Annotated in this window: 20 protein-coding genes; 15 read left to right on the forward strand and 5 right to left on the reverse strand. The window is 71.3% G+C overall.

Features of this window, described 5'->3' with window-relative positions:
* The first annotated feature begins 52 nt into the window (after positions 1-52).
* From ACZ5XS_RS25425 to ACZ5XS_RS25440, 4 genes are all read left to right on the forward strand, one after another.
* Positions 53-859 (forward strand): metal ABC transporter ATP-binding protein, encoded by an 807-nt coding sequence (locus ACZ5XS_RS25425; protein ID WP_468655115.1) that lies wholly within the window; start codon positions 53-55, stop codon positions 857-859.
* Positions 856-1737: a metal ABC transporter permease gene (locus ACZ5XS_RS25430; RefSeq protein ID WP_468654937.1), complete on the forward strand. Its 882-nt coding sequence runs from the start codon at positions 856-858 to the stop codon at positions 1735-1737. The genes ACZ5XS_RS25425 and ACZ5XS_RS25430 overlap by 4 nt, the downstream gene beginning before the upstream one ends.
* Before the next feature lie 171 nt (positions 1738-1908).
* A complete protein-coding gene (locus ACZ5XS_RS25435) occupies positions 1909-2481 on the forward strand; it encodes a DM13 domain-containing protein (RefSeq protein WP_468654939.1) in 573 nt (190 codons plus the stop codon).
* Between the two features lie 184 nt (positions 2482-2665).
* Entirely contained in the window at positions 2666-3019 is a 354-nt protein-coding gene (locus tag ACZ5XS_RS25440) for a hypothetical protein (protein WP_468654941.1), read from the forward strand.
* Between the two features lie 104 nt (positions 3020-3123).
* On the opposite strand, the gene ACZ5XS_RS25445 is transcribed toward ACZ5XS_RS25440, so the two are convergent.
* On the reverse strand, positions 3124-4368 hold the full coding sequence (locus tag ACZ5XS_RS25445; RefSeq protein WP_468654942.1) for an ROK family transcriptional regulator: 1245 nt from the start codon (positions 4366-4368) through the stop codon (positions 3124-3126).
* A gap of 299 nt (positions 4369-4667) precedes the next feature.
* On the opposite strand from ACZ5XS_RS25445, the gene ACZ5XS_RS25450 reads away from it, so the two are divergent.
* The 8 genes from ACZ5XS_RS25450 to ACZ5XS_RS25485 all read left to right on the forward strand — a co-directional run bounded on the left by ACZ5XS_RS25450 (position 4668) and on the right by ACZ5XS_RS25485 (position 16976).
* Positions 4668-6047: an extracellular solute-binding protein gene (locus ACZ5XS_RS25450; protein WP_468654944.1), complete on the forward strand. Its 1380-nt coding sequence runs from the start codon at positions 4668-4670 to the stop codon at positions 6045-6047.
* Positions 6044-6973, forward strand: a complete 930-nt coding sequence (locus ACZ5XS_RS25455; RefSeq protein WP_468654946.1) for a carbohydrate ABC transporter permease — start codon at positions 6044-6046, stop codon at positions 6971-6973. The genes ACZ5XS_RS25450 and ACZ5XS_RS25455 overlap by 4 nt, the downstream gene beginning before the upstream one ends.
* Positions 6973-7869 carry a carbohydrate ABC transporter permease gene (locus tag ACZ5XS_RS25460; protein ID WP_468654947.1) on the forward strand — a complete coding sequence of 299 codons (897 nt, stop codon included), beginning with the start codon at positions 6973-6975 and terminating at the stop codon, positions 7867-7869. Before ACZ5XS_RS25455 ends, ACZ5XS_RS25460 begins: the two co-directional genes overlap by 1 nt.
* Positions 7870-7937: 68 nt before the next feature.
* Positions 7938-11006 (forward strand): alpha-mannosidase, encoded by a 3069-nt coding sequence (locus tag ACZ5XS_RS25465; RefSeq protein WP_468654949.1) that lies wholly within the window; start codon positions 7938-7940, stop codon positions 11004-11006.
* A 214-nt stretch (positions 11007-11220) separates the two neighbouring features.
* Entirely contained in the window at positions 11221-12924 is a 1704-nt protein-coding gene (locus ACZ5XS_RS25470; protein WP_468654951.1) for an NAD-dependent malic enzyme, read from the forward strand.
* Between the two features lie 119 nt (positions 12925-13043).
* A complete protein-coding gene (locus ACZ5XS_RS25475) occupies positions 13044-14108 on the forward strand; it encodes an AEC family transporter (RefSeq protein WP_468654953.1) in 1065 nt (354 codons plus the stop codon).
* 81 nt (positions 14109-14189) lie between these two features.
* Positions 14190-15947 carry an FUSC family protein gene (locus ACZ5XS_RS25480; protein ID WP_468654955.1) on the forward strand — a complete coding sequence of 586 codons (1758 nt, stop codon included), beginning with the start codon at positions 14190-14192 and terminating at the stop codon, positions 15945-15947.
* Between the two features lie 90 nt (positions 15948-16037).
* Positions 16038-16976, forward strand: coding sequence for a LysR family transcriptional regulator (locus ACZ5XS_RS25485; protein ID WP_468654957.1), 939 nt, complete (start codon positions 16038-16040; stop codon positions 16974-16976).
* Between the two features lie 7 nt (positions 16977-16983).
* Here ACZ5XS_RS25485 and ACZ5XS_RS25490 read toward each other — a convergent pair whose 3' ends face one another.
* From ACZ5XS_RS25490 to ACZ5XS_RS25500, 3 genes are all read right to left on the reverse strand, one after another.
* The gene (locus tag ACZ5XS_RS25490; protein ID WP_468654959.1) at positions 16984-17466 is read right to left on the reverse strand and encodes a hypothetical protein; all 483 of its coding nucleotides are present in this window, start codon (positions 17464-17466) and stop codon (positions 16984-16986) included.
* Positions 17467-17561: 95 nt separating this feature from the next.
* A complete protein-coding gene (locus tag ACZ5XS_RS25495) occupies positions 17562-17930 on the reverse strand; it encodes an ArsR/SmtB family transcription factor (protein ID WP_468654961.1) in 369 nt (122 codons plus the stop codon).
* Positions 17927-18373 carry an SRPBCC domain-containing protein gene (locus ACZ5XS_RS25500; RefSeq protein WP_468654963.1) on the reverse strand — a complete coding sequence of 149 codons (447 nt, stop codon included), beginning with the start codon at positions 18371-18373 and terminating at the stop codon, positions 17927-17929. Before ACZ5XS_RS25500 ends, ACZ5XS_RS25495 begins: the two co-directional genes overlap by 4 nt.
* Before the next feature lie 407 nt (positions 18374-18780).
* Here ACZ5XS_RS25500 and ACZ5XS_RS25505 point away from each other — a divergent pair, with 407 nt between their 5' ends.
* Positions 18781-19719: a TauD/TfdA dioxygenase family protein gene (locus ACZ5XS_RS25505; RefSeq protein WP_468654965.1), complete on the forward strand. Its 939-nt coding sequence runs from the start codon at positions 18781-18783 to the stop codon at positions 19717-19719.
* 132 nt (positions 19720-19851) lie between these two features.
* Here ACZ5XS_RS25505 and ACZ5XS_RS25510 read toward each other — a convergent pair whose 3' ends face one another.
* Positions 19852-20997: a glycoside hydrolase family 76 protein gene (locus ACZ5XS_RS25510; protein ID WP_468654966.1), complete on the reverse strand. Its 1146-nt coding sequence runs from the start codon at positions 20995-20997 to the stop codon at positions 19852-19854.
* Between the two features lie 146 nt (positions 20998-21143).
* Here ACZ5XS_RS25510 and ACZ5XS_RS25515 point away from each other — a divergent pair, with 146 nt between their 5' ends.
* Both ACZ5XS_RS25515 and ACZ5XS_RS25520 read left to right on the forward strand, forming a co-directional pair.
* Positions 21144-21905 (forward strand): DeoR/GlpR family DNA-binding transcription regulator, encoded by a 762-nt coding sequence (locus ACZ5XS_RS25515; RefSeq protein WP_468654968.1) that lies wholly within the window; start codon positions 21144-21146, stop codon positions 21903-21905.
* 198 nt (positions 21906-22103) lie between these two features.
* Entirely contained in the window at positions 22104-22523 is a 420-nt protein-coding gene (locus ACZ5XS_RS25520) for an ATP-binding protein (protein WP_468654970.1), read from the forward strand.
* The last annotated feature ends 6 nt before the right edge of the window (positions 22524-22529 follow it).

The raw sequence follows: 22529 nt of genomic DNA on the forward strand, positions 1-22529 counted from the left end.
GGGCGCGGCCTCCGTACCCCGGGCCCGCCAGGGTGAGGCCGGCACCGCCGCGGTGATCAGTCTGCGCGGGGCGGCCGTGTCCTACGGCGAGCGCACGGTGTGGCAGGGCCTCGACCTGGACGTACGGCCCGGGGAGTTCGTGGCCGTCCTCGGGCCGAACGGCTCGGGCAAGACCAGCTTCGTACGGGCTCTGCTGGGCCGGCAGCCCCTGTCCGCCGGAACACTGTCCGTTCTGGGCCGGCCCCCGCGCGAGGCGCGCCGGCACCTCGGCTACGTCCCCCAGCAGGCGGAACTCTCCGCGCAGGCCATGCTGCGCGCCCGCGACCTCGTTCGCTTCGGGATCGACGGGCACCTCTTCGGACCGCGGCTGCGCACCGGCGCCGTCCGCCGTCGCGTGGACGAGATCCTGGAGTCGGTCGGGGCCTCGGCGTACGCCGACGTTCCCCTCGGCCGGCTGTCCGGAGGCGAGCGGCAGCGCGTGCGCATCGGCCAGGCGCTGGCGACCGATCCGCGGATCCTGCTGTGCGACGAACCGCTGCTCTCCCTCGACCTGAACCACCAGCGGGCCGTCACCGAACTGGTGGACGCCCGCCGCCGCTCCCACGACACCGCGGTGATCTTCGTGACCCACGAGATCAACCCGGTTCTCGGCCTGGTCGACCGGGTGCTGTACCTGGCACGGGGCGGTCACCGGGTCGGCACACCGGAGGAGGTGCTGACGTCCGAGTCGCTGACACGGCTGTACGGCACGCGGGTCGACGTCGTCCGCGTCCAGGGCCGTGTCGTGGTCGTCGGAGCCCCCGACGAGACGGCCGCACCACCGCACCACCCAAATGAGACCGAGGAATCGCGCACATGACGCTCGCCGACGGAGTCTGGCACCAGATCTTCAGCTTCGAGAACTACGGCGAACTCCTGGCGCTGGTGCGCAACTCCCTCGTCGCCGGCGCCGCGCTCGGCCTCGTCGGCGGCCTGGCCGGGGTCTTCGTCATCATGCGCGACCTGCCCTTCGCGGTGCACGGCATCAGCGAGCTGTCCTTCGCGGGCGCGTCGGCGGCACTGCTGCTGGGCGTGAACATCGCGGGAGGCTCGATCGTCGGCTCGCTCCTTGCGGCGGGCGTGATCGGCGTCCTGGGTGCGCGCGCCCGCGACCGCAACTCGGTCATCGGCATCATCATGCCGTTCGGCCTCGGCCTGGGCGTGCTCTTCCTCGCCCTCTACAAGGGCCGGGCGGCCAACAAGTTCGGCCTGCTGACCGGCCAGATCGTCGCTGTCGACACCCCGCAGACGACGTGGCTGCTCGGCACCTCGACCGTCGTCCTGCTCGCCCTGGCGATCATGTGGCGGCCTCTCACCTTCGCCAGCGCCGACCCGGACGTGGCCGAGGCCCGCGGCGTACCCGTGCGCGCGCTGTCCTTCGCCTTCATGCTCGTGCTCGGTCTCGCGGTCGCCCTGTCGGTGCAGATCGTCGGCGCGCTGCTCGTCCTCAGCCTCCTCGTCACCCCCGCCGCGGCCGCCGCCCGCGTCACCGCCTCGCCGGTACTGCTGCCGCTGCTCAGCGTCGTCTTCGCCGTGCTCTCGATCGAGGGCGGCATCCTGCTCGCCCTGGGCAGCAGCATCCCCATCAGCCCCTACGTCACGACGGTCTCCTTCACGATCTACGCCGTCTGCCGCCTGACCGGCAGCTACCGCACCCAGCGCCGGGGGGCCAGGAGAACGGCACCACAGCCGGCGTGACGGACCAGGTTCGGCTTCTCGTCGGGCAGTTGCATCAGATCCGGGATCGACTGCTCGATCAGGTGGTCGGACGACGTAAGACTTCCGTCATCTCCGCGGGGTTACCGGACGGCCGCCCCGTTGCGTTGAATGGGGCAGAGATCAGGTGAACTCTCAAGAGGCGGGGCGGGGATGGGGCGCGTGCGGAAGGTACTGACCGGGCGATTGGCCGTCGGAGCACTGGTGATGGCGATCGCCGTGGCCGGCTTCGGGCTGTACTGGTTCCAGCCGTGGAAGCTGTGGCAGGACGAGACCGTCGACGAGGCTCTGCCCGGGGTCGTGGAGACCTCCGAGCCTCCTGCGGCGGCGCCCTCGGCAGAGCCCTCCGAGGCGCCTTCCCCGCCCGCTCGGCCACGGGCGCTGGCGAGCGGTGAGCTGATCAGCCACGAGCACGCGACATCGGGCAGTGTGAAGCTCGTACGGCTCGCCGACGGCTCCCACGTCGTCCGGCTGGAGAACCTCGACACCAGCAACGGGCCTGACCTGCGGGTGTGGTTGACCGACGCGCCGGTGAAGGCGGGGAAGGCCGGCTGGCACGTCTTCGACGACGGGGAGTACGTGAGCCTCGGCAGGCTCAAGGGGAACAAGGGCAACCAGAACTACACGCTGCCCGATGACATCGACCCCGCCCGCTACACCAGCGTCAGCATCTGGTGCGACCGCTTCGACGTGTCCTTCGGTGCCGCCGAACTCGCCCGCGCCTGACATCGGGGGGCGGTGGGAGGCGATCCCGAGTATCGGCAACCCACCGTGCGGGGGTACCAGGCTCCCGCACGGTCCGCCTGCCTGGTCGCCCGAAAGACGCCCATGCGGTCTGGATGGACCGGACTCGGGGTCCTATTCTGCGGGTTCTGCATGAAGGAACCACGATTCCGCAGAGGGGGACCTGTTGAACGACTTCCGTTCCGAGGCCGAGAAGATCTACGAGACCACCCGTGACACCGACACTCGTGGCATCATCGCCGCGGTTCTGCACCTGGCCGACACCATGAACCCGGCGGCCGCCGGATACGCACATCCGGTACCGGAACGCGCCGCGTGGCAGGGCGCGGCGCTGTCCTACCTCCTGGGCAAGCCCACGCGGCGGAAGACCGCCGACCGCATCGCTTCATGGCTGACCGCCCAAGGCTTCGAAGTCGACGCCTGGACCGTCAACCAGGGCATGTGGCAGCTCGTCGCCGACGGCAGGGTCGCGGCCGACACCTCCGGCATGGAACCGGTGTTCGCCGCCGTCCGCGACTGATCCGCCGCCCCGCCGGGCGGTACGGGGGCGGTACGGGGGCGGTACGGGGGGGGCGGGTCGACACGACACGGTTTCCGCTGCCGGCCAGGGCGCGCCCCCTGGCCCTACCCGGCCACGTCGGTCAGCATCCGCCATCCCGGCGTGTAGTTGCCGTGCAGCACCAGGGACGCGGCTCCGACCGCGCCCACCGTGTCGCCGATCAGGCTCTGCTCGACGGTGACCGCGCGGATCGCACGGGCCACGGACGTGCGGTTGACGGCTGCCTCGATCTCCTCCCGCATGATCGGCTCGATGCCGCGCAGCGCCTCGCCACCCAGCACGATGCGGCCGACATCGAGCAGGCTGGCGGCACCGCGTGCCGCCTGGCCGATCCGGCGGGCGGCGCGGCGGACGACGTCGCAGGCGTCGGGGTCGCCGGCGCGGGCGGCGCGGCGCAGGGCCTTCCAGTCGTCGTGGACGGAGTCGGGTGTGCCGGTCAGGCCGATGCGGTCGGCGGCCGTCCGCCCGTGGCGGCGCAAGAGGTCGTCGATGAGGGCCGGTGGGCTGCAGTACGGGCCGAGGCAGTCGGTGGCGCCGCAGTGGCAGACCCGGTCGCCGGGTTCGACGGCCATGTGGCCGAACTCGCCGGCGTTGCCCGAATCGCCGTGCAGCACGGCGTTGTTGAGGACGATGCCGGCTCCGATGCCGGTGCCCAGGTAGATGAAGAGGAAGCTGCCGGCCCGGTCGGCGCCGCCGATCCAGCGTTCGCCGATCGCGGCGGCGGTGGCGTCGTTGTCGAGGGCGACGGGCAGGCCGGTGGCCTCGACGAACATCTCCGTCAGGGGGACGCGTCCCCAGCCGGGGAAGTTCGGCGGGGACACCACGGCGCCGGAGGTGCCGTCGACCGGTCCGGGGGCGGCGACGCCCAGGCCGAGCAGGCGGGCGCGGTCCACGCCGCTCCGGTCGATGAGCCGTTGGGCGGCACGCGCGACCCGGTCCACGACGTCGGCGGGGTCGCCGGGGTCGGTCAGGCGCAGCCTGCGGGTACCGATCACGTCGCCGGCCAGGTCGACCACCACGATCACCGCGGCCTCGGGGTCGAGGTGGACGCCGACCGCGCAGGCGCCGTCGGCGCGCAGGGACAGCAGGGTGCGGCGCTTTCCGCCGCTGGAGGGGGCCTGGCCGGACTCCGCCACCAGGCCGGCGTCGAGCAGTTTACGGACGACGTTCGAGACGGTCTGGTTGGTCAGGCCCGTGAGCGCGGCCAGCTCGACACGGCTCACCTGGTCCCTGGTGCGGATGGCGTCCAGGACCACGGCCTGGTTGTAGCCGCCGACCCGCGGCAGATTCGTACCGCTTGGCGTCGTCACCTGTTGGTCACCTGAACCCCTCACGTCAGCCCTGGTCCTGGGGCCGCCCCTGGTGGCCGCGGGTGTCCGCGTCCCCCACGGCCGACCGGGGATGGTCCCCCACGGGCGCCCCCAGGGCGAAAGTTTACAGGTTGGAAGCATTGACTTAATCCATCAATTGGATTTATCTGACGCCACCAAAATCGGCCACACAGGCCAGGCAGCGCAAGGTGGCGCCCAGCTCGGGGCGCTGTCCGGCCTGGCCTCCTTGGCCGGAACTCGCGGCTTCCCCTCAGGTTTCGCGTCCCGGAGGAACCACTGTGCGCTCAAGACTCATCACCGCCGCGGCCCTCACCGCCGCCACCTCTCTGGCCCTCACCGCCTGCGGTTCGGACTCCTCAGGCAGCTCGGCCAAATCGATCAGGGTCGTCTACTGGCAGAACCTGGACAGCACGAACAAGCTCCAGGCCGACTACCTCGCCACGATGGTGAAGGACTTCACCGCGGCCAACCCGGGCACCAAGGTCAACCTGGTGCCGGTGACCGCCTCCGAGAACGACTACTACACCAAGATCCAGCTCATGATGCGCTCCCCCGCGACCGCTCCCGACCTGGTCTACGAGGACACCGCGCTGATCAACTCCGACATCGCGGGCGGCTACCTCAAGCCGCTCGACGCGTACACCGCGAAGTGGGCCGACTGGTCGCAGTACGCCGACGCCGCCAAGGGCGCGGTGACCGGTGCCTCCGACGGCAAGGTCTACGGCGTTCCGGACAACACCGACACCCGCGGGATCTGGTACAACAAGCAGCTCTTCCAGCAGGCCGGGATCTCCGTGCCCTGGCAGCCGAAGACCTGGGCCGACGTTCTGAGCGCCGCCAGGACGGTGAAGGCCAAGCTTCCGGATGTCACCCCGCTGAACCTGTACACCGGCACGGCGGGCGGCGAGGCGTCCTCCATGCAGGGCTTCGAGATGCTCCTGTACGGCACTCCGGCCGGCGACAAGTCCCTGTACGACGCCTCGCAGAAGAAGTGGGTCGTGGGCAGCAAGGGCTTCAAGGACGCGCTGGAGTTCGTGCACACCGTCTACAGCCAGGGACTCGGCCCGGCCAAGGAGCAGGCGCTGGGCGCCAACTTCGGCACCACCGTGGGCACCGAGCTGATCCCCGAGGGCAAGCTGGCGATGGACATCGACGGCTCCTGGATGCCCAACAACTGGGGGCCCTCCAGCGCCAAGCCGTGGACCGAGTGGCAGTCGACGATGGGCACCGCGGCCATGCCCACCCAGAACGGCCAGGCGCCCGGCCGGACCAGCATGTCCGGGGGCTGGGCGTGGTCGGTCCCGGCCAAGGCCAAGAACCCGGACCTGGCCTGGAAGTTCCTGTCGACCGCGCTGGGGACGAAGACCAACTCCGCGAAGTGGAACGAGCTCAATGCCACCATCGCGGTGCGCACGGACGTCGCGGCCGACCCGACCTACCTGAAGTCGGTGTCCACCAACGAGTTCTTCACCGAGCTGGTGACCGACACCCACTACCGGCCCGGCCTGCCCGCCTACAACCAGGTCTCGACCGCGATCCAGAAGGCCATGGAGTCCGTGACCACCGGTCAGTCCTCGGTCGACAAGGCCGCCGAGACGTTCGACAACGATGTCAGGTCCGCGGTGGGTGACGACAAGACCGTCGAGGGAACCTCGTGACCGCCGTCGCCCCGGCGCCCCGCGGGACCGGCGGTCACCGCCGGTCCCGCGGGGTGTCCACCCCGGCCGTCCGCACGTTGCTGCGCGGCCTGCCGACCCTGCCCGCCGCGTTCCTGCTGGCGGTCTTCCTCGGCGGCCCGATCCTGTACTGCGTCTACTACGCGTTCACCGACATGCAGCTCACCGGCGCCTCCGGCACCCGTTTCGTCGGGCTGGACAACTTCACCCGGGCGCTGCAGGACACCGACTTCCTGAACGCGGTCAAGCTGACGCTGGTGTTCGTGGTCGGCTCCGCCGTCGTCGGCCAGAACACGCTCGGGCTCGCCCTGGCCGTTCTGATGCAGAAGGCCACCAAGCCGGTGCGGGCGCTGGTCAGCGGCGTGGTCATCGCCGCCTGGGTGCTGCCCGAAGTGGTCGCCGGCTACCTGATGTACGCGTTCTTCTACGACCAGGGTTCGCTCAACTCGCTCCTGGAGGCCCTGCGTCTGCCGCAGCAGAACTGGCTGTACACGATGCCGATCCTGGCGGTGTGCCTGGCGAACGTCTGGCGCGGTACCGCGTTCTCGATGATGGTCTTCACCGCCGCCATCAACGACGTGCCCCAAGAACTGGTGGAGGCGGCCGAGATGGACGGGGCGAGCCCTTGGCAACGGCTGTGGCGGGTCGTGCTGCCGGTGATCAGGCCGTCGATCCTCACCAACCTGATGCTGATCACCCTGCAGACGCTCTCCGTCTTCGGCCTGATCTACACCATGACCCGGGGCGGGCCCGGCAACAAGAGCGAGACCCTGCCGATCTTCATGTACCAACAGGCCTTCCAGAACAGTCTGATCGGGTACGGCACCGCCATCGCCCTGGTCCTGCTGGTGGTGGGCGCCCTGTTCTCCGTCGTGTACATCCGGCTCCTGAAACTGGAGGACGACTGATGGCCGCCGTGGTCACGCCGCCGCCCCTCACCTCCGCCGGGCGCACCGGCGTCGGGCCCGCCACGCGGAGACGACGCCGACTGCGGCCCGGCCGTGTCGCGGTCAACGCCGTCCTGCTCGTGGTGTCGGTGCTCTACGTGCTGCCGCTGCTGTGGATGGTCCTCGCCTCGGTGAGCGACACCAACTCCTTCCGCCTGACGCTGCCCTCGTCGCTCACCCTCGACAACTTCGACGCCGTCCTCAACGTCGACACCACCTACCGGCCGATGCTCAACAGCCTGCTGCTGTGCGGCTTCGGGACGGCGGTGACCGTGGTGGTGTCGGTGTTCGCCGCCTATCCGCTGTCGCGCTACCGCTCGCGGCTGCGGCGGCCCTTCCTGTACACCATCCTGTTCTCCACCGGGCTGCCCATCACCGCCGTGATGATCCCCGTCTACAGCATGTTCGTGCAGGTCGACCTGATCGACTCGATGCCCGGCACGACCCTGTTCCTGGCCGCCTCCGCGCTGCCGTTCGGGATCTGGCTGATGAAGAACTTCATGGACGGCGTACCGGTCGTCCTGGAGGAGGCGGCCCGGATCGACGGCGCGAACACGCTGCAGGTGCTGTGGCGGGTGGTGCTGCCCCTGATGCGGCCCGGCGTCGTCGTGGTCACCATCTTCACCTTCATCGGCATGTGGGGGAACTTCTTCGTCCCCTTCATCCTGCTGCTGTCCCCGGAGAAACTCCCCGCGTCCGTCAGCGTGTTCACCTTCCTCAGTGCCCATGACCAGACGCAGTACGGGCAGTTGTCCGCGTTCTCGCTGCTGTACTCGCTGCCCGTCGTCCTGCTCTACCTGCTGCTGGCCCGCAAGCTCGGCGGAGGCTTCGCACTGGGCGGCGCGCTCAAGGGCTGACTTCCCAGGCCGACCCCACGCGCACGGCCGAACCCCCGCCCGCCCCGCCACCACGGAGAAGACACCCCATGCACAACGACCGTTTCGTCACCGAACAGCGGCTCGCCCGCGTACTCAACGAGCGTCTGCGGCCCGCCGTCCATGCCCGTTCCGTCCCGCTCGACGTGGAGGTCTGGAACGTGCCCGGCGAACCGGTGCCGGTCCACGAGGGCCTGGCCGCGCCCTACCGCCCGGCCCGCGTCGGCGACCGGTGGGGACCCGCCTGGACCACGAGCTGGTTCAAGGTCAGCGGCCGGATCCCCGCGGAGTGGGCCGGCGCCACCGTCGAGGCCGTACTCGACCTGGGCTTCGCCCCTCATTCCCCCGGTTTCTCCGCCGAAGGGCTGGTCTACCGAGCCGACGGCACCGCGGTGAAGGCGCTCAACCCGCGCAACACCTGGCTTCCGGTCGCCGAAGCAGCAGCAGGCGGCGAGGAGTTCGTGGCCTTCGTCGAGGCCGCCGCCAACCCGGTCGTCATGCACACCGGCCCCGACGAGCTCACCTTCGGGCCCACCGCGGTCGGCGGGCGGGCGCCCTGGCTCGGCGACCCTGCCGCCGACCCGGGCGAGCCCCTGTACCGGCTGCGACGGCTCGACCTCGCCGTCTTCGACCGGGGCGTCCACGAACTCGTACAGGACCTGGACGTCCTGGGTCAGCTGATGCACGAGCTGTCCCCCGAGTCCCCGCGTCGCTGGCAGATCCTGCGGGCCGTCTCGGAGGCCCTGGACGCCATCGACCTGCAGGACGTCAGCGGCGGCGTGACCGCGGCGCGAGCCGCCCTCACCCCGGTGCTGGCGGCTCCTGCGCACGCGAGCGCGCACCGGCTCTCGGCGGTGGGACACGCCCACATCGACACCGCCTGGCTGTGGCCGCTGCGCGAGACCGTCCGCAAAGTGGCCCGCACCGTCTCCAACGTCACCCAACTCATGGATGACCACCCCGAGTTCACGTTCGTCATGTCCCAGGCGCAGCAGCTCGCCTGGCTGAAGGAGCACCGGCCCGAGGTGTACGCGCGGGCGCAGGAGAAGGTGAAGACGGGGCAGTTCCTGCCCACCGGCAGTCTGTGGGTGGAGCCCGACACCAACATCACGGGCGGTGAGGCTTTGGTGCGCCAGTTCGTCCACGGCAAGCGGTTCTACCTGGAGGAGTTCGGCGTCGAGACCGAGGAGATGTGGCTGCCGGACACGTTCGGCTACAACGCGGCCCTGCCGCAGCTGATGAAGCTGGCCGGGGTGCGCTGGTTCCTGACCCAGAAGATCTCCTGGAACACCACCAACAAGTTCCCGCACCACACCTTCTGGTGGGAGGGCATCGACGGCACCCGGATCTTCAGCCACTTCCCGCCCGTCGACACCTACAACAGCGACCTGTCCGGTGCCGAAGTCGCCCACAGCGTACGGAACTTCCAGGACAAGGCCGCCGTCAACCAGTCTCTGATCCCGTTCGGCTACGGCGACGGCGGTGGCGGCCCCACCCGCGAGATGCTCGCCCGCGCCGCCCGGCTGAGGAACCTGGAGGGCTCCGCCCGGGTCGAGATGGACAAGCCCGCCGACTTCTTCGAGCGCGCGCACGCCGAGTACGAGGAGAACGGCGGCGCCCCGGTGTGGTCCGGCGAGCTGTATCTGGAGTTCCACCGGGGCACCCTGACCAGCCAGCTCGCCACCAAGCAGGGCAACCGGCGCAGCGAACACCTGCTGCGCCAGGCCGAGTTGTGGGCGGCGACGGCTGCCGTGCGGCACGGGCACCCCTACCCGTACGAGGCGCTGGACCGGCTGTGGAAGACCGTTCTCCTGCACCAGTTCCACGACATCCTGCCCGGCACGTCGATCGCCTGGGTCCACCGGGAAGCCGAGGAGACCTACGCGGCCGTAGCCCGGGAGCTGACGCAGCTGATCGGCACGGCCCAGCGCGCGCTGGCCGGGCCGCCCGGAGGAACGGTCGTCTTCAACGCCGCGCCCCACGCCCGTGGCGGCGTCCCGGCACTCGGTGCCGGCCTGCGCCCCGAGCCGGCCGACCCGCCCGTGCCGCCGGTGGCGGAATCGGGCGGGAGCGGGTTCGTCCTCGACAACGGCCTGGTCCGGGTGACGGTGGACGGCCGCGGCCTGATCACCTCCGCCTACGACCTCGCCGCGGACCGGGAGGCTCTGGCTCCCGGCGCGGTCGGCAACCTGCTCCAGCTCCATCAGGACTTCCCGAATCAGTGGGACGCGTGGGACGTCGACGTCTTCTACCGCAACACGGTCCGCGACCTCACCGAGGCCGAGTCGGTCACCGCGACCGGTGACGGCGTCCGTGTGGTCCGGGCTTTCGGCGATTCGCGGATCGAGCAGACCCTGACCCTGCCGGCCGGCTCCCGGCGGCTCGTGGTCGACACCGTCGTCGACTGGCACGAGCGGGAAAAGCTCCTCAAGGCGGCCTTCCCGCTGGACGTACGGGCCGCGCACGCGACCGCCGAGATCCCCTTCGGGCACGTGCAGCGGCCCACCCACACCAACACCAGCTGGGACGCGGCCAAGTTCGAGGTCTGCGCCCACCGGTTCCTGCACGTCGGCGAACCCGACTGGGGCACCGCGCTGGTCAACGACTCCTCCTACGGCCACGACGTCACCCGCGACGTCCGCGCCGACGGCGGTACGACCACCACGGTCCGGCTCTCCCTGCTGCGTGCCGCTCGTTTCCCCGACCCCGACGCCGACCAGGGCACTCACCGGCTGGCCTACGCGCTGGTGATCGGCGCTGACATCACCGACGCCGTGCGGGAGGGCTACCGCTTCAACCTGGCCGAGCGCACCCTGCCGGGCAGCGCGGCCGTCGCCCCCCTGGTCTCCGTGGACCACGAAGGCGTGGTCGTCGAGGCCGTGAAGCTCGCCGACGACCGCACCGGCGACATCATCGTCCGCCTCTACGAGGCCCGCGGCACCCGCGCCCGCGCCACCCTCACGCCCGGGTTCGCTCTGGCCTCGGTCGCCGCGACCGACCTGCTCGAACGCCCCCTCGACGACCCGTCGAGCCACCAACTCACTAAGGGGACGGTCGAGTTGGCCTTGCGTCCCTTCCAGATCCTCACCTTGCGGATGCGGCCCCTGCCACAGGACTGAGGGGATCATCGGCTCGGTCACCCCTGGTGGCCTCCCCGGGGCGGCGTCCGTCACTTTCGTACGCGCAGGGCGGCTCCGCCCCGGAGAGAACCGCAGTTCAGGTGGTCGAATGCCTACAGGTCATGGATCAGGTGGAGTCCAGGCATTGGACGCATGCATCCCTGGTCTCCCATGGTGGTCGGTGTCCCCAGTTCCCGACCGTTGAGGAGTAGTCATGGGCACGCGGAGGAACGCCGTCGAGGGTCTGATCCGAACGACCGCCCGCGGGCATGCCGTGCTGAACAACCCCCGTCTGAACCGGGGCACCGCCTTCACCCGGCAGGAGCGACAGGATCTGGGCCTGGAGGGCCTGGTGCCGCCCCAGGTGCTGACCCAGGACCAGCAGGCCGCCCGCGCGTACACGCAGTTCCGTTCCCAGCCCGACGACCTCGCCAAGAACGTCTGCCTCACGGCGCTGCGCGACCGCAACGAGGTGCTGTTCCACCGGCTGCTCGCCGACCATCTCGCCGAGATGCTGCCGATCGTGTACACCCCGACCGTCGGCACCGCGATCGAGCGCTACAGCTACGAGTACCGCCGCCCGCGCGGCGTGTACCTGTCGGTGGACGCGCCCGAGGACATCGAGCGCTCCCTGCGCGCGACCGGGCTGGGCCCCGGTGACGTCGACCTGATCGTGGCGACCGACGGCGAGGCGATCCTCGGCATCGGCGACTGGGGCGTGGGCGGCATCGACATCGCCGTGGGCAAGCTCGCCGTCTACACCGCCGCCGCGGGCGTGGACCCGGCCCGCACGCTGGCGGTGATGCTGGACGTGGGCACCAACCGGCAGGAACTGCTGGACGACCCGCTGTACCTGGGCAACCGGCACCCGCGCGCGGACCGCGAGAGCTACGACGCCTTCATCGACGCGTACGTCACCGCGGCCACCGAGCTGTTCCCCGACGCCCTGCTGCACTGGGAGGACTTCGGCCCGGCCAACGCCCGCCGCGTCCTGGACCGGTACCAGGAGAAGGTCTTCACCTTCAACGACGACATCCAGGGCACCGGCGCGGTCAACCTGGCCGCCGTACTGTCCGGGGTACGCGCAGGCGGTGTCCCGCTGCGCGAGAACCGCATCGTGCTCTTCGGCGCGGGCACCGCCGGCATCGGCATCGCCGATCAGCTGCGCGACGCGCTGATCGCCGACGGGCTGACGCCCCAGGAAGCCACCGCACGCATCTGGGCCGTCGACCGTCACGGCCTGCTCACCGAGGGCCAGCGGGATCTTCGCGACTTCCAGACGCGCTACGTCCGCCGCGGCGCCGAGGTCTCCGACTGGCGGCGCGACGACAGCGTCGGCGGCATCCCGCTGGCCGAGGTCGTCGACCGCGTGCGCCCCACCGTCCTCATCGGGGCCTCGGGGCAGGGCGGGGCCTTCACCGAGGACATCGTGCGCGCCATGGCCTCGCACACCGACCGCCCGATCATCCTGCCCCTGTCCAACCCGACCAGGCTGGCCGAGGCCGTCCCCGCCGATCTGCTCCGCTGGACCGACGGCCGGGCCCTGATCGCCACCGGCAGTCCCTTCGACCCGGTCGAGATCGACGGCGTCACCCACCACATCGGGCAGGCCAACAACGCGCTGGTCTTCCCCGGCCTGGGGCTGGGCGCCGTCGTCGCCCGCGCCGAACGCGTCACCGACGGCATGCTCGTCGCCGCGGCGCGCGCCGTCGCGGACCAGACCGACGCCGCCGCGCCGGGCGCGCCGGTGCTGCCTCTGATCGACCGCCTGCGTGACACCTCCACCGCGGTGGCCGTGGCCGTGGCCCGCGCCGCCACCGAGGACGGCGTCGCCCGGGAGATCGCCGACGACACCGTCGAGGAGCGCGTCCGCGCGGCCATGTGGCAGCCGGTGTACCCGCCGATCGAGGCCGTCTGAAACACCGGGCCGCGGACAGGGCCACGCCCGCGGCAACCGACAAACCGTAAGGACTCGGCTCTCTGACGTGTCGTCACCGGCCCCGTGGCCGAGCCCCGTTTCCAAAGGATTGACGCAGCATGTCTTTCGCCGAGATCTTCACCGTCGTGGTGCCGGTCTTCCTCATCATCGCGGTCGGCTACGGCACCGGCCGCCGCGCGCTCTTCGACGCCGGCGGGGCACAGGCGCTGCGCGAGCTGACCATGCAACTCGCCCTGCCGGCCGCCCTCTTGCTGAGCATCTGGCAGACGCCACGACATGTGCTGGTCGAGCAACTGCCCCTGGTGGGCCTGCTCGCCTTCGGGCTGCTCGGGGTGTACGCCGTCCTGCTCGGCGTGCTGCGCCTCGCCGCCCGCCGTCCGCTCCGGCAGGCGGCCCTGTTCGCCCTGGCGTGCGTCCAGCCGCAGTACGCCTTCATGGGTACGTCCATCCTCGGAGGCCTGTTCGGCAGTGCGGAGGCCGCGGTGCCGATCGCCGTCGCGGGGATCCTCGTCAACGTCGTCCTCGACCCGGTCGTCCTCATCCTGCTCGGCATGCCGGAACACCGGGCGCGCGGGACGGCCGCCACCACGGCGGACTCCACCTCCGCGCTGCGCCGGCCGGCCTTGGTGACGGTCGGCGGCGGCGCGCCCGCGGAAGCCGCCGCGCCGGTCGCCGCCAAAGGCGCGTCGCCCGAGGACCGTCCCTCCGTGCTGCGCACCGTGGGACACGCGCTGCGCGAGCCGTTCTGCTGGGGCCCGGTCCTGGGTCTGATCCTGTCGGTGAGCGGAGTCGGTCTGCCGGAGGTCGCCGACGCGTCGCTGACCCTGCTCGCCGGGGCCTCGTCGGCCGCCGCGCTGCTGTACGTCGGTGTCTCCGTGTCCCGCATCGGCCGCCCCGAGCTGACCCCGGCGGTGTGGGCGATCTCCCTCACCAGCGTCGTCGTCCTGCCCCTGCTCGTCTACGGTGCCGGTCTGGCCGTGGCCTCCGCGGCCGACGCCGCCCAGGCCGCGCTGATCGTCGCCTTCCCCGTCTCCCCCGTCCCCCTCATGTTCGCCGCCCGTCACGGCTCGAAGGCCGACATCCAGGCCATCGGCTCCGCCGTCGTGCTGAGTCTGCTCCTCTCCTTCGTCACCCTCCCGCTCCTCATCGAGCTGGTCGGCTGACTCCGGCCTCGGGGCATCCGCAGGCCAAGTCGGCCCCCGCCCCCGCGATGTCCGCCCCCACGACCGAAAGGACCAGGCCGCATGACGCCGGCAGCAAACGGGCGACCGCACCGTCCGCACCGTACGCCCCGCCTGCGGTGGCCGCGTTCCGCCGCCGGCGTCGCACCCCTACGCCTGCCGCTCGCGGCGGCCGCGCGGGGCGCCGTCGCCCTCGCGCTGCCGCTGTTCGTCGGGCTGCTCACGGGCTGGGTGGTGCCGTCGGTGATCGCGGCGATCGGCGCGCTGTGGGGCGTGAGCCAGGACGGTTCCGATCCCTACCGGGTGCGGGTGCGGCGGCTGGGCTGGACCGGCGTGTCCAGCGCGGTCGGCCTGCTCGCCGGTGAACTCGCCCTGCGCAGCGGGGAAGGGGCGGCCGTGGCGGGATGCCTGGTGGCTGCCGCGCTCGTGGCGGGCACCCTCGGTCTGCGGGGGCGGATCGCGTCCGTGTCGGGCATGCACCTGCTGCTCGGCGTCACGATCGGCAGTGGCATCCCCGTGCCGGGGCCGTGGTGGCAGCCGCCGCTGGCCCTGCTCGCCGGTGTCGCCCTGGTCCTCGTGCTGTCCACGGCCCCGTGGCTGTGGCGCCGGCACCACGTCGAGCGGGCCGCCGTGCTCGCCGTGTACCGGAGCGCGGCCGAGGCGCTGACCGCGGCCGGCACGCACGACGCCGAAGGGGCCCGCCGACGGATGACGCTGGCCCTCAACCACGCCCACGAGGTGATGGCGGCCCACCTCGCCCCGCGGACCCGGCAGCGGCAGCAGGCGGAGCTCCGGGAGCTGGTCCGGGCGTTCCACGGTGCCGTACAGCTGGGCGAGGCCGTGACGGCGCTGATGTGGGAGGCGCGTCCGCTCCCGCCCGCCGTGACCGGCGTACCGCTGCACCTGGCGGAGCGCCTGCTGTCGGGCCACTACTCGGCTCCGGCCCCGGCCGTTCCGGCGACCGAGCAGGCGGTGCCGGCACTCGACACCGACTCGCCGGGCAGGCGCGCCCTGGCCGACGTGTGCGCGGCCGCAGGCAGCGAAGCCGACGCAGCCGGCCCGGCGCTGCGCCTGCCGGCGCACTCGTGGCCCGGGCGGGCGGCGCGCCTGCGCTACGTCACGCTGCTGACCGGCTGCGTACTCGTCGCCCATCTGCTCGCCGAGGCACTGCACGGGCCCCGTGGTTACTGGCTCCCCATGACGGTGGCCTTCGTCTACAAACCCGACTTCGGGCCGGTCTTCACCCGGGCACTGCACCGCTGCGTCGGCACGGTCGTCGGCGTGGCCGCCATCGGGGCGGTGTCCCTGCTCGCTCCCGGCGCCTACACCGTGATCGGCGTCGTGGCCGTCTTCGGCGCGCTGATGGCCGTCGGCGTGCGCCATCACTACGCGCTCGCCACGCTGGGCCTGACGGCGGTCGTGTTCGTGCTCCTCGACCTGCTGGGCGACGACCGGCCGCTGTACGGCACGCGCATTGTGGACACCGCCCTGGCGTCCGCGCTGGTGCTCGTCGCGCACTTCGCGGTGTGGCCCGACTCCGCGGCGCACCGGGCCGAGGCGCAGACCGAGGCCGCCGTCGCCGCCGCCCGACGCTACCGCGACGTCGCCCCCGAAGCGGGCCGGGTCCAGCGGCAGTCGCTGCGCCGGGCCGCGTACCACCAGCTGGCCGACGCTCGCCGGGCCGTGGCCCACGCCCGCGGCGAACCGGCCCGCCCCGGCCGGTCGCTGCCCGATCTGGAGGGCACGATCACGGCGGCGGAGCGGCTCTGCGACAAGGTGACCGCGCAGGCGGTGGCGGGTACGGCGGCCTCAAACCGATAGACGTCCTGCGCGCCGGCACGGGCGATCGCGGCTGCCTCCTGCCGTGCGGTCGGTGATCCATGCCGGTCCCGCCCGGATCCTCCCTGATCCATGACCGGGGAGAATGGCCGGATGGACCTTGAGGTGCTGCGCTCCTTCCAGGCCGTGGCAGAGGGAACGACGGTGACCGACGCCGCGGCCGACGCCCGGATCACCCAGCCCGCCCTGTCGCGGGCCCTGAACCGGCTCGAGGACGAGGTCGGCGCGGAACTCCTCCAGCGCGTCGGACGCGTTCTGCGGCTCACCCCCGCCGGTCGGGTGTTCAAGGAGTACGTCGACTCCGTGCTCGCCGATTACGACCGGGGCCGGCGGGCCGTGGCCGAGATGGTCGACCCCGACGGCGGTGTGGTGTCGCTGGCCTTCCTCCACACCCTGGGCACCTGGCTTGTGCCCCGGCTCGTCACGGAATTCCGGCAGGTCCTCCCGCAGGCCCAGTTCGAGCTGCATCAGGACGGCGAGACCGGTTTGACGCGGCACCTCCTCGACGCCACCGCGGACCTGATCATCACGGGCGTCGAGCCCGCGCACCCGCTGATCACGTGGCGGCGTCTCCTGGTGGAACCCCTACGGCTGGCCGTGCCCGCCGGTCACCGGCTGGCCGGGCGCCGGCGGGCCCGCCTGGCCGAGGTGGCCGAGGAGCGGTTCATCCTCCTCAAGGCCGGATACGGGCTGCGTGACATCACCGAGACGCTCTGCCGCGACGCCGGCTTCACACCGCTCGTCGGCTTCGAGGGCGAGGAGGTGGAGACCCTGCGCGGCCTGGTCGCCGCGGGTCTCGGCGTGTCCCTGATCCCCTCGTCCCCGGACGGCACGGCGACCGCGGACGCCCCGATCCGCTACCTGGAGATCACCGACGTACGCGGCGCCCGGGACATCGGGATCGCCTGGCTGAACTCCCGCGCCCTGCCGCCGATCGCCCAGCGCTTCATCGACCACGCCCTGGAGTCGGCCGACGCGTCCGCGACCGCACGCGCGACCGAAGGGGACTGACGCCTTTTCAGGTGCGTCCGGGGACGGCGACGCGAAGGTCCAGGAGCTGTCGGGTGTGTCCTGGCACGTGGTCGGTGGCGAGGCCGTCGATGAGGGCCGCGAGCGGAATCGGCTGGTCCAGCACGAGTGCCCCGTTGGACAGCAGGAGCGACGGCACCAGGACCGCGGCGGCCTCCTCGTTGAGCTGGTCGACGATGTCGCACAGGACGGCGGCCTGGCTCCGGACGTGCCCGGCCAGGTCCGCCCTGCCGGTGTGCTCGGCGACGATCCGGTCGAGGTTCCAGGTGTCGAGGGAGATCCGGTTGTCGAAGGTGGGGCGCGAGCCGGCGACGACACCGAGAGCGACCGCCGCGGTAGCGGCGTCGACGCTGAGGAGGTGGGCCAGTATCCGGTCGGCGTCCCATCCCCCGTCCGCCGCGTCGCCGAGGTCGGGGCCGGCCGCCACGTCGAGCAGTGTGGCGTAGGCACCGCGAAGGGCTGTCGTATCCATGGCGTGCTTCTTTCGGCCGGGTCCTGTCGAGCGCGAGGCCCGGCGGGGACGGACGCTGCGGGCCCCGGTGTGTGACCAGGGCCCGTCGGCGGGGCTCATTCGGGTCCTGTCGAGCGCGAGTCGCGCTCCGCTGCCTCGGCGACGCGTTTGATGTTCGCCAGCCGTCGGTCCCAGTCGGCCGCGAGCGAGGCCATCCACCGCGCCGTCGCGTCCAGCGCCGCGGGCCGGACGGCATAGCGCACCTCGCGTCCCACCCGGCTGCCGGACACCAGGCCGGCGGCGTCCAGGACGGCGAGGTGCTTGACCACTGCCTGCCGTGAGACGGGGAGGGGTTCGGCGAGCGTCGTCGCGGTGGCCTCGCCCCGCGCGGCGAGCAGGTCGAGCAGTTGGCGTCGGGTCGGATCGGCGAGAGCGGCGAGGACGCTGTCGACCGCCTCACCGGCGTCGCGGTGTTCCGGCGTCACGCGGAGGGCTGTTCGGCGCGCGTCTTGAGCGCGTCGAGCTCCAGCGGCCAGCCCTGGGCGTGGTCCTTCAGGTTCTGGCTGCGCAGCTCCTGGGACCCGGCCAGTGCCGCGAAGCCGCTCTCCACGACGCGAAGCCGCGTCCCGTCGCCTTCCGGGGTCAGCGTGAACTCCACGAGGGTGCTGTTGTCCTCGCGCAGTTCCTCGCCCGGGAACGCGCTGGTCCAGCGGTACGCCAGATACGTCGGCGGCTCGACCTTCTCCACGCGCACCGGGAAGTCCCCGTGTTCGGCGTTCTTCGCCACCATCGACTCGCCTTCCTTCGCGACGGTGCCGGGCAGGCTCGCCTTGTCGGCCACCCAGAAGCCGGGCTGGGCCACCAGCGACCAGACCCGCTCCAGGGGTGCCGCGATCAGGGTTTCGCGCTCGATCCGGTCCTCGCTCATGAGGGAACTCCTTCGTTGCGTCATCGGCTGTGCAACTCCAGGGTTGCACGTCGACGGCCTTAGGCGCAACCCGAAGGTTGCACTACCGGCGAGGCCCCGTTGACAGGGCACAGCCCCGCTCACACAATCGTCGCCATGACCGGACACTGGTTCGACACGACGGGGCCCTCACTGGTCCCCGATCGGACCGGATGCGAGCGCTCAGGGCGCTAGCGGACTGCCACCGAGCCGTGTGCTCGCGTCGCGTGGCAGCCCGGGCCGGTCTCCTTCCTTCCTCACGCTCCGGACGACTCGGGGCACAGGTCCGCACCACGTCACGAACCTCTCCGTTCGCGGAACGCGAGGACACGCGTCTTGAGGCAGCTGCCGTCCGTCACCCGCGGAACGCGTACGAGGAGAGGGATTCGATGACTGTCACGAACGCCGGGCCGCAGTCCACGCTGCGCGAGGCGCGCGTACCGGAGGACGGGATGTACGAGGGTGCGCGTGTCCTGCGCCGGGTGCCCGAGGGATGGGAAGAGCGCCCGTACGAGCACATCGAGCTCGTGCCGCAGGGACGCACGATCGGGGCCGAGATACACGGCATCAGTCTCGCCCGGCCCCTGGGGGACGCGCTGCGCGAGGAGTTGCACCGCGCGCTGCTGGAGTGGAAGGTGCTCTTCTTCCGCGGCCAGCGGCTGACCTCCGCGCAACAGCGTGACTTCGCCCGGCAGTGGGGGGCGTTGGAGACCAACCCGCTGCTCGCCCAGGGTTCCAGCGAGGACGTCGTGCGCTTCGACAAGGGCGATGGCGCCGCGCTCACCTTCGAGAACGTCTGGCACGCCGATGTGACCTTCCGGGAGCGGCCGGCGCTCGGCGCCGTGCTCCAGCTGCACGAGGTGCCGCCGTTCGGCGGGGACACCATGTGGGCGGACATGGCCGCCGCCTACGACAGCCTGCCGCAGGAGGTGAAGGACCGCGTCGACGGGGCCACCGCCGTGCACGACTTCATCCCCGGCTTCGCCCGCTTCCACCCACCCGAGCGGCTCCAACCGTTCCAGTCCGCCTTCCCGCCCGTGGAACATCCCGTGGTGCGCACCCACCCGGAGACGGGACGACGGCTCCTCTTCGTCAACACCTCGTTCACCACCCGGATCACCGGCATGGAACGCGCGGAGAGCGACCGGCTGCTGCGCTACCTCACACAGCAGGCCCACGTGCCGGAGTACCAGGTGCGCTTCCGGTGGCAGCCGGGTGACGTCGCGTTCTGGGACAACCGGGCCACCCAGCACTACGCGGTGAACGACTACGCGCCGCACCGACGGGTCGCGGAACGGGTCGCCATCGCCGGCGACCGCCCGTACTGACACCTCATACCCGCAGGGTCACTATCGCCCCCTTCACCACCGGACTGCCGCCGTCCTTCGGCTGGTTCACCGGATGAGGGAGCCGCGCGGCACGGCACGGGCCGCGCGGCACACCGTTGTGAGGGGTCCGGGTCAGAGGACGGAGACGAGCAGCGACACGGCGGACTCCTGCCTGCCGATGCTCGCCTGGTCGAACGGACCGGACCAGCTCGTCCCGTACTGATCGGAGCTGTTGCGAGCGTATTGGTAGGCGGAGCGGGCCTGGGCGAGCAGGTAGCCCCGGTAGGGACGGCCCGCCAGCAGGGCGTCGAGTTCGCCGAGATTGCGGGCGAAGATTCCCTTGAACGCCGTCCCGTCGGACCCGCAGGTACCGGTCGCCTCGCACGGCTCCGTCAGAATCCCGTTCGGCGACAGCAGGGGGCTGCCGACGACGGCGTCGGCGATCTTCCGTGCGTCCCTGAGCAGTCCGCGGTCGCCGGTGGCCCGGTACAGCTCGGCGAGTCCGCCGAGCACGACGCCCTGGTTGTACGTCCAGGTGATGCCGCCGTTGTTGGCGCAGCCGCCGCCCTGGGTGTTCAGCCCGTCGTTGACCAGGTTCTCGCCGTTGATCATGCTGCTGTTCTTGAGCCACTTCCATGCGGTGAGCGCGCGCGTCAAGTAGACGGTGTCACCGGGGATCCGGTTGTGCAGGGCCGCCGCGAGCTTGATGTACAGCTCGACGCTGATGGCGTTCTTGTAGGTCGCGGCCGGGATGTCCCACCAGATGCCGCCGCCGCAGACGTCGTCCCAGTACTTGTACATGTACTCCTCGTCGAGCTTCGCGATCTTCAGGTACTCCTGATCGCGCGTCAGGTCGTACATGCTGGTCATGGCGAGTCCCCACCAGCCGGTGTCGTCCGTGGAGTCGGCCCGGAACTCGCCGCCGCCCTCCGGCCACCAGGGCAGGGGCTTGCGCTGTTGCTCGATGGTGTTGTCGATCTGCCGCAGGTACTGCCTGGACCGGGTCTTCGCCGTGTAGTCCAGCAGCGCCTGGAGCGCGTTGCCCGACTGCCACCACGGTGCTTCCGGATCCCAGCGGCCGGAGTCCTCGTCGTAGAACTCCATCATCGCCTCGACGGCCGCGGAGGCCCTGTCGCGCGCGTTCACGGCTGCTCCCGGGGCACTCGACGTGCTCGGCGTACTCGCCTGAGCGGGCAGCGCACCCGCCACCAGCACCAGCGTCGCACCAAGGGCGAACGCCACTGCCGCGGCCCTGGCTCTTCGCAACTGTCGCACCATCCCGGACGCTCCTGAGGAGTAGGGGGACACTCTCGGATGCTGCTCAACTATGAGCGTGGACACCATGTCATGACAAGAGTCGGTCAGTAACGAGCCTGTTTCCCCAGCTCGATGACCGAAGTCGGTCATCCGGTTAGGCTCTCCTCGTGACTTCGAGCAAACGACACGCACGGATCCTCGAGACGATCCGTGCGACCGGGGTGGCCTCCGTGCGCGACCTGGCGGAGCGCCTTCAGGTCAGCGAGTCGACGATCCGCCGGGACCTGAAGCTGCTGGACCGCAACGGCGAGTTGATCCGCACCTACGGAGGCGCGGCACTGTCACTGCGCGCACCGGCCGAGGAGGAGCCCTTCGGCATCTCGGCGTCCCACGACCAGTCCATGAAGGAAGCCATGGCCGAGCGCGCCGCGGCGCTCGTGCCGGACGAGAGTGTGATCGTGCTGGACATCGGTACCAGCACCCAGCGGATCGCCCGCCGACTGAAAGGCCGGCCCGTCACCGTCATCACCAGCAACCTGGCCGTGGTGGACGAACTGCGGGACGACGAGGCCGTCCGGCTGATCCTGCTGGGCGGGGTCCTGCGCCGCAACTACCAGTCGTTCGTCGGCTCGCTGACCGAGACGGCACTGCGTCAGGTCAGCGCCGACCTGGTGATGCTCAGCTGCACGGGGGTACGCACCAACGGCCACGTCGTGGACGACATGGCCGTCGAGGCGCCGATCAAGCAAGCCATGATCGAGGCCGCCGACCGGGTCGTCCTCGTCGCGTCCGAGGCGAAGTTCCCGGGCACGGGCTCGCTGCGCATCTGTTCGCTCGCCGATGTCGACGTCGTGATCACGACCGGCGGCGCCGATCCGCACACCCTGGACCTCTGCCGGCGGGCGGGGGGCGAGGTGGTCGTCGTCTGACCGTCGCCGGTCGCGCGGACGGCAGGGGCGCACGCACCGGAGCGGGCGCCGTCAACTCGCCCGGCCCCCTTCGGGTTGCCGATCACCGGCACGGGGCATCAGGAGTGGGCAGGACCGGCCGCGCACGACCAGTCGCGGCGCCGGCGAGCGGCCAGGCCGCGGGTGTGCCGGGTGTCCCAGGAGGGGAAGTGATCCGCCATGCGTGCGCATCGGCGTACCCATCGGCGTTCCGTACGCGTGGAGTATCTGCTGCCCGACAACGCCGAGTCGGCCGGACGGGCGCGGAAGCTGACCACCGCGTTCCTCGCCCGCTCGCGCCCCCGGATGGCACGGGTGGATGCCGGGCAGATCGACGACGCGACGCTGATCGTGTCCGAGTTGGTCGCCAACGCCACCCTGCACGGACGCGGCTCCTGCCGTCTGCGCCTGCAGGTGTCCGACGAGCGGGTGACCGTCGAGGTCTACGACGACAACCCCGTCCCGCCCCGGGTGCGGCCGTTGACCGAGGGGGGCGAAAGCGGGCGGGGCCTGGCCATGGTCCGGTGTCTGGCCCAGCGCTTCGACGTCGCCCCGGTCCGCGGGGGCGGCAAGATGGTGCGTGCGGTCCTGGCGCTCTGAACCACG

This window comes from Streptomyces sp. NPDC033131, assembly GCF_055578365.1.